General features: G+C 71.7%; 6 protein-coding genes. 4 read left to right on the plus strand and 2 right to left on the minus strand.

The window, feature by feature from the left end:
- The 4 genes from A3IC_RS53935 to A3IC_RS0112165 form a co-directional block, all read left to right on the plus strand.
- Nucleotides 1-500: MMPL family transporter (locus A3IC_RS53935; RefSeq protein WP_040876506.1), on the plus strand; the 500-nt coding region annotated here is incomplete at its 5' end.
- Nucleotides 501-611: 111 nt separating this feature from the next.
- Nucleotides 612-839 (plus strand): hypothetical protein, encoded by a 228-nt coding sequence (locus A3IC_RS70870; protein ID WP_020550325.1) that lies wholly within the window; start codon nucleotides 612-614, stop codon nucleotides 837-839.
- On the plus strand, nucleotides 833-1,831 hold the full coding sequence (locus A3IC_RS53940; RefSeq protein ID WP_020550326.1) for a sensor histidine kinase: 999 nt from the start codon (nucleotides 833-835) through the stop codon (nucleotides 1,829-1,831). Before A3IC_RS70870 ends, A3IC_RS53940 begins: the two co-directional genes overlap by 7 nt.
- A complete protein-coding gene (locus A3IC_RS0112165) occupies nucleotides 1,828-2,508 on the plus strand; it encodes a response regulator (protein WP_020550327.1) in 681 nt (226 codons plus the stop codon). Before A3IC_RS53940 ends, A3IC_RS0112165 begins: the two co-directional genes overlap by 4 nt.
- A gap of 299 nt (nucleotides 2,509-2,807) precedes the next feature.
- On the opposite strand, the gene A3IC_RS0112170 is transcribed toward A3IC_RS0112165, so the two are convergent.
- A complete protein-coding gene (locus A3IC_RS0112170; RefSeq protein ID WP_020550328.1) occupies nucleotides 2,808-3,794 on the minus strand; it encodes an NAD-dependent epimerase/dehydratase family protein in 987 nt (328 codons plus the stop codon).
- Between the two features lie 97 nt (nucleotides 3,795-3,891).
- The gene (locus A3IC_RS53945; protein ID WP_052173423.1) at nucleotides 3,892-4,410 is read right to left on the minus strand and encodes a MarR family winged helix-turn-helix transcriptional regulator; all 519 of its coding nucleotides are present in this window, start codon (nucleotides 4,408-4,410) and stop codon (nucleotides 3,892-3,894) included.
- Nucleotides 4,411-5,089: the final 679 nt, after the last annotated feature.

Below are 5,089 nucleotides of genomic sequence, written 5' to 3' on the forward strand. Positions count from 1 at the left end.
AGGAGGGATACGCCGCGGACCTGTTCGGGGTGGAGCAGACCGGGCCGATCATGAGCCTGATGCCGATCTTCATGATGGGCATCGTCTTCGGGCTGGCCATGGACTACGAGGTCTTCCTGGTCTCCCGGATGCGGGAGGCGTACACCCACGGGGAGACTGCCGATCAGGCGGTCGTGTCCGGNTTCCGGCACAGCGCCCGGGTGGTGACGGCCGCCGCGCTGATCATGATCGCGGTCTTCTCCGGATTCATCGGGGAGCAGGGTGGGCTGATCAAGATGCTCGGGTTCGGCCTGGCCGCCGCGGTGCTCTTCGACGCCTTCGTGGTCCGGATGGCGATCGTGCCCGCCGTCCTGGCCCTGCTCGGCGACCGGGCCTGGTGGCTGCCGACCTGGCTGGGCCGCGTCCTGCCCCGGGTCGACGTGGAAGGCGAGGCACTCGGCCACGCGCGGTCCAAGAGCCCGAACCCTGATCCGGACGGGCCGGTCGAGGCGCACGTCTGACCGGGTCCGCCCGCAGGACCGCCCGAGCAAGGTGTTTCGGGCGGTCCGCACACCCGTCCTCGTCATCATCGGCGACGATGGTCCCCGGCACGCCCCCTCGCGGAGAGCACGATGAGCAGCAACCTCGAACGGTACACGGAACGCCATGCCCGAGCCGCGGACGTGGTGACGGCGGTGGCGTTGTGCGTCTGCACGCTCTTCGGGGCCCAGATCGGCACATCGGAGTCCTCGCCCCCGCACGCCTTGTGGCCCGCCTGGATCCTCGCCGTCGGCAGCGCGGCCGTCCTGGCCGCCCGCGTGCCGCCCTCGCGGTCGCCGCCGCCGCGGCCGCCGTGCTGACCGGCCTGGGCTACCTGCCCAGTCCCCTGCTGCTGGCCCCGGTCATGGCCGCCCTGTACTGGCTTGCCGCGCTCACCGATTCGCGGACCACCGGCGTCTACGGCTCGGTGACCCTGGCCGTGCTGGTGGCCACCTCGCTGGCCGGCGCGCCGCTCGGCGACGACTTCATGCTGCGGACCGTGGGCACGGTCCTGTGGTTGATGCTGCCGGTGTCCTTGGGCAGCAGGAGCCGCTTCCGGCGTGCCTACCTCGAATCCGTCCAGGCCCGCGCCGCGCATGCCGAACGCACCCGCGAGGAGGAGGCCCGGCTCCGCGTCGCCGAGGAACGCATGCACATCGCCCGCGAACTCCACGACGCCGTCGCCCACCACATGGCCGTCGCCCACGCCCAGGCCGGCACCGCCGCCCACCTCGCCGACACCCACCCCGAACAGACCCGCAAGATCCTCGCCGACCTGGTCGGCACCACCACCTCCGCGCTCCTGGAACTACGCGCCACCGTGGGCGTATTGCGCCGGACCGCCGACCCGGACGCCGACCCGCTGGAACCCACCCCGAGCCTGGACCGTCTGCCCGAACTGGTCGCAGCCTGCGAATCGGCCGGCCTGACCGTCACCGTCACCACGGACGGACAGGCTCGGCCCCTGTCCCCGGGAGTGGATCTGACCGCCTACCGGATCATCCAGGAAGCCCTGACCAACGCCACGAAGCACGCGCCCGACCACACGGCCCGAGTCCGGCTCCGCTACGACAGTTCCCACCTGCTCATCACCGTCACCAACGACGGCACAGCGAACGGCGGGGCCGTCCCGCCGATGCCCGGCGGCGGATACGGACTGATGGGCATGCGCGAACGCGCCCACTCCATCGGCGGCGACCTGCGCGCCGGCCCCCGACCCGAAGGCGGCTTCGAAGTCGCCGCCGCACTCCCGTTCCAGGCCCACACCCCGGCGGACACTCCGGCCGGACGACGACACGAGGAAATTCGTTGACCATCCGCGTCCTGCTCGCCGACGACCAGGCCCTGCTGCGCGGCACCTTCCGGCTCCTGATCGACTCCTGCGACGACATGGAGGTCGTCGGCGAGGCCGCCGACGGCCACCAAGCCGTGGAACTCGCCCGCGCCCACCGGCCCGACGTCGTCCTCATGGACATCCGCATGCCCGGCGCCGACGGCCTCGCCGCCACCGCCGCCATCTGCGAGGACCCCGGCCTCACCGGCACCCGCGTCCTCATCCTGACCATGTTCGAAACCGAGGAGTACGTCGCCCAGGCACTACGCGTCGGCGCCAGCGGCTTCCTCGGCAAATACGTCACCACGAACGCGCTGCTGGACGGAATCCGCACCGTCGCCGCGGGCGAAGCCCTCCTGTCACCAGGGGCCACCCAAGCCCTGATCACTCGCTTCCTCACCACCCCCGCCTCCGGACCACCCCTCGCCCCGGCCGAACGCCTCGCCGACCTCACGCCCCGCGAACAGGAAGTGACCGTCCTGGCAGCCCACGGGAAATCCAACGACCGGATCGCCGAAGAACTCGTCCTGAGCGTCCTGACCGTCCGCACCCACATCCAACGCGCCATGACCAAACTCGGCGCCCGCGACCGCGCCCAACTCGTCGTCATCGCCTACCAGAACGGCCTCGTACGCCCCCAACCACCCAGCCTCTGACGACAGCGGGCGCGGTTCCCCCGCCGACCAGGAAGGCGTGAACGCATGACGCAGCAACGGCTGCGTCCCGGCGGACCGGCGGACCGGCGGACCGCACCCGCTGCCGATGGCTACCCGTTGTTCAGGCGGTCCCCGCCGGGTTATCGACACCGACCAATTCCGGCAAATCAAATCCGTGTTCCACCCCGGCATCGCCTTCCTCCGCCAAACACCACCGCCGCAAGCAGTACCGCCCACACAAACCGGCGGGCGGCACGCGGGCGGCCGACGGCCGTACCGGCTCGTCGGTCGCAATTCGTTCAGCCTGCCAGGAGTTTGGCCTCCTTCTCCGGTGGGAGGCCCACCACCGGGCGGTCGGGGCGCTGCGGGACGATGCCGTTCACCGAGCGGAGCCAGGTCCAGGTGTCGGCGACGGTCTGCTCGACCGGGCGCACGTGCAGGCCGGCTCCCAGCGCCTTGCGCACGTCGCGGCGGTGGATGCTGTCGTAGTCCTCGCCGGCCGGTACCCAGATCGGCAGTTCGAGCCAGGGCGCGATGCCCGCGGCCAGGATCGTGTCCGGGTCGATCCAGCGCAGCTCGGCATCCGAACCGGTGATCCGGACGCACAGGTCGAGCAGTTCGCCCAGCGTGGTGTGGCCGGCCGGGCCGATCAGGTTGTACGCGCCGCTGCGACCGGCCTCGGCCGCGTCCAGGGTCCATTCGGCCAGGTCGCGGGCGTCGATGTACTGGAGTTGCGCCTCGCGCGGGCCCGGAGCCGGAACCGTCCCGCCGCGAGCGATCCGGTTGAGCCACCACGGGAGGCGGCCGATGTTCTCGCGCGGGCCCAGGATCAGACCGGCGCGCGCGTGCACGTACCGGTCACCGAACGCCCGCTCGACGGCGATCTCGGCGCCACGCTTGGCCTTGGGATAGGTCACGTCGTCACCGTCGTGGGGCGAGGCGTCGACCAGCGGCGCCTCCTCGCCCAGTCCGGCGGGCGTCGGGTAGTCGTACACCGAGCAGCTGGAGATGTACACATAACGCCCGGCACGATCGGCCAGCAGGTCGGCCGAGTCGCGGACCACGCGCGGCGCGGCGCTCCAGGTGTCCAGGACCACGTCCCACTCGCCGTCGGCCAACGCGGCCAGGCCACCCTCGGCGGTCCGGTCGCCGACCAACGACCGCACACCGGGCGGAAGTTCGTGCCGACCCCGGTTGAACACGGTCACGTCCCAGTCCCTGGCCGACGCGGCGTCGGTGACGGCGCGGCCGACGAACTCGGTGCCACCCAGAATCAGAATTCTCATGCCCCCGACTCTGCCCACCCACAACGCCCCTGGGAACCACCTCACGCTCTCGGCGGAATCGCTTTCGGCGTAAAGCCTCCAGGCCCCCACCGAGCGCTCACCCCACTCCCCGCCGCGGACACGAACGCCCGTCCCGGCCCGACCCCTCCGAATCCGCAGCCTCTCGCTCCGACGCCTCCCGCTCCGCCAACTCCAGGTCCACCAACCGCAGCAGCCGCAACAGCTCCGCCCGATCCGCCTCGCCCAGCCGATCGAACACGGCCGCACCCGCACCCTGCCGGATCGCCCGGATCCGACGCAGTTCGGCCCGCCCCCGCTCGGTCAACTCCACCAGCGTCGCGCGCCGGTCCAGTTCGGAGGTGCTGCGCCGAACCAGATCCCGCGCGGCCAGGTCGTCCACGACAGTGGTCGCCGAGCGCGGCACGATCTCCAGCCGCGCCGCCAGGTCGGCCATCCGCAGCGGCTCTTCGGCGTGCGCGAGCACCTTCATCGCATGCGCCTGCGCCGGGGTCAGGCCCAGCGGGGCGAGTTCGCGGCCGGCGCGCACCCGAATGCGCTTGGCCAGGCGCATGAACAGGTCGCCGATCGGCGCCGAGGTGGATTCCGGCGAGCTCACGCGTGTCACGTCCAGGGAAGCGGGGATCCGGGCGGATCCGGGTAGGCCCATTGTCGCGTCAGGTCCGAAGCCGGACGACGGGGCGTGTCCCGGAAACGGCGTGTCACGCGGTGTCTGTTCCCACCCCGGCCCTCACGACGGCCCCCACCGGCAACTCGTCGGGCGGCTTCGCAGCGAGCGGGCACACGAGGCGCGGCTCCGCGCGGTGTGCGCGTTGGATCATTGGGGTGGGGGTGGATTGGGGCGTTGATGTGCTTGGTTGGTGGGGGGGGGGGGGTGGGTGGGTTGGAGGATGGCGTGGCTGCGGGGCCGGAGTGGTGGGGGACGGTGCCGGCGGACCGGGGGCGCGGAGGTTGCGGTGTCGCGGTGCTGCGGTGGTTGGGAAGGCAGGGCTGCGGGGTCGGGGTCATGAGGGCGGCGCTGCCGCGGAGTCGGAGTCGGAGTCGCCGGAGAGACAGCGCTACCGAACCCAAAGCGCGAGAAAGACGGCGCTGCCGGGCCGGGGTCGCGAGGGGGACGGTGCTGCCGAACCCAAACCGTCAGAAAGACGGCACTACCGGGCCGGAGTCGCGAGAGAGACAGCACTACCGAACCCAAAGCGCGAGAAAGACGGTGCTGCCGGGCCGGGGTCGTGGGTGCGGCGTTGCTTCTTGTTGGGCGACTTCGTCGCCGGCTCGCG

Source organism: Embleya scabrispora DSM 41855, from assembly GCF_000372745.1.
Lineage (GTDB): Bacteria > Actinomycetota > Actinomycetes > Streptomycetales > Streptomycetaceae > Embleya > Embleya scabrispora.